Annotated in this window: 2 rRNA genes (1 of these 2 cut by a window edge); both read right to left on the minus strand. The window is 52.0% G+C overall.

Going from position 1 to position 2,500, the window contains the following annotated elements:
* Positions 1 to 80: 80 nt before the first annotated feature.
* Positions 81 to 196 (minus strand): 5S ribosomal RNA (gene rrf / locus JFV26_RS01715).
* A 160-nt stretch (positions 197 to 356) separates the two neighbouring features.
* Positions 357 to 2,500: ribosomal RNA gene (locus JFV26_RS01720) — 23S ribosomal RNA — on the minus strand (it continues 748 nt past the right edge of the window).

Consider the following 2,500-nt stretch of genomic DNA (forward strand, 5'->3'; position numbering starts at 1 on the left):
CCCTTTTTCGTTTGGCCACTTTCCTGCAGGCAAAAACAAAACCCCTACCTGCATACGCAGATAGGGGTTTCGGAATTTAATCTTGACGATGACCTACTCTCACATGGGGAAACCCCACACTACCATCGGCGATGCATCGTTTCACTGCTGAGTTCGGGATGGGATCAGGTGGTTCCAATGCTCTATGGTCGTCAAGAAATTCGGTAGCCAGGTCGTTCTCCTTACGGAGTACGCTCCAGCGAATGGGTATGTGATAGATCTCGGTGTTTTGTGAGTCTCTCGAACTTTCGGTTCGTTTCGTCTTCACACACCGCAATCTGATGCTCTTTCGAGTAGTCAAATTGCTTGGGTGTTATATGGTCAAGCCTCACGGGCAATTAGTATTGGTTAGCTCAACGCCTCACAGCGCTTACACACCCAACCTATCAACGTCGTAGTCTTCGACGGCCCTTCAGGGGACTCAAGGTCCCAGTGAGATCTCATCTTGAGGCTAGTTTCCCGCTTAGATGCTTTCAGCGGTTATCTATTCCGAACATAGCTACCCGGCAATGCCACTGGCGTGACAACCGGAACACCAGAGGTTCGTCCACTCCGGTCCTCTCGTACTAGGAGCAGCCCCTCTCAAATCTCAAACGTCCACGGCAGATAGGGACCGAACTGTCTCACGACGTTCTAAACCCAGCTCGCGTACCACTTTAAATGGCGAACAGCCATACCCTTGGGACCGGCTTCAGCCCCAGGATGTGATGAGCCGACATCGAGGTGCCAAACACCGCCGTCGATATGAACTCTTGGGCGGTATCAGCCTGTTATCCCCGGAGTACCTTTTATCCGTTGAGCGATGGCCCTTCCATACAGAACCACCGGATCACTAAGACCTACTTTCGTACCTGCTCGACGTGTCTGTCTCGCAGTCAAGCGCGCTTTTGCCTTTATACTCTACGACCGATTTCCGACCGGTCTGAGCGCACCTTCGTACTCCTCCGTTACTCTTTAGGAGGAGACCGCCCCAGTCAAACTACCCACCATACACTGTCCTCGATCCGGATAACGGACCTGAGTTAGAACCTCAAAGTTGCCAGGGTGGTATTTCAAGGTTGGCTCCACGCGAACTGGCGTCCACGCTTCAAAGCCTCCCACCTATCCTACACAAGCAAATTCAAAGTCCAGTGCAAAGCTATAGTAAAGGTTCACGGGGTCTTTCCGTCTAGCCGCGGATACACTGCATCTTCACAGCGATTTCAATTTCACTGAGTCTCGGGTGGAGACAGCGCCGCCATCGTTACGCCATTCGTGCAGGTCGGAACTTACCCGACAAGGAATTTCGCTACCTTAGGACCGTTATAGTTACGGCCGCCGTTTACCGGGGCTTCGATCAAGAGCTTCGCGTTAGCTAACCCCATCAATTAACCTTCCGGCACCGGGCAGGCGTCACACCCTATACGTCCACTTTCGTGTTTGCAGAGTGCTGTGTTTTTAATAAACAGTCGCAGCGGCCTGGTATCTTCGACCGGCATGGGCTTACGCAGTAAATGCTTCACCCTCACCGGCGCACCTTCTCCCGAAGTTACGGTGCCATTTTGCCTAGTTCCTTCACCCGAGTTCTCTCAAGCGCCTTGGTATTCTCTACCCAACCACCTGTGTCGGTTTGGGGTACGGTTCCTGGTTACCTGAAGCTTAGAAGCTTTTCTTGGAAGCATGGCATCAACCACTTCGTGTTCTAAAAGAACACTCGTCATCAGCTCTCGGCCTTAGAATCCCGGATTTACCTAAGATTCCAGCCTACCACCTTAAACTTGGACAACCAACGCCAAGCTGGCCTAGCCTTCTCCGTCCCTCCATCGCAATAACCAGAAGTACAGGAATATTAACCTGTTTTCCATCGACTACGCTTTTCAGCCTCGCCTTAGGGACCGACTAACCCTGCGTCGATTAACGTTGCGCAGGAAACCTTGGTCTTTCGGCGTGGGTGTTTTTCACACCCATTGTCGTTACTCATGTCAGCATTCGCACTTCTGATACCTCCAGCAAGCTTCTCAACTCACCTTCACAGGCTTACAGAACGCTCCTCTACCGCATCACCTAAGTGATACCCGTAGCTTCGGTGTATGGTTTGAGCCCCGTTACATCTTCCGCGCAGGCCGACTCGACTAGTGAGCTATTACGCTTTCTTTAAAGGGTGGCTGCTTCTAAGCCAACCTCCTAGCTGTCTAAGCCTTCCCACATCGTTTCCCACTTAACCATAACTTTGGGACCTTAGCTGACGGTCTGGGTTGTTTCCCTTTTCACGACGGACGTTAGCACCCGCCGTGTGTCTCCCATGCTCGGCACTTGTAGGTATTCGGAGTTTGCATCGGTTTGGTAAGTCGGGATGACCCCCTAGCCGAAACAGTGCTCTACCCCCTACAGTGATACATGAGGCGCTACCTAAATAGCTTTCGAGGAGAACCAGCTATCTCCGAGCTTGATTAGCCTTTCACTCCGATCCACAGGTCATCCG

Source organism: Pseudomonas sp. TH31 (assembly GCF_016650815.1).
Taxonomy (GTDB): domain Bacteria; phylum Pseudomonadota; class Gammaproteobacteria; order Pseudomonadales; family Pseudomonadaceae; genus Aquipseudomonas.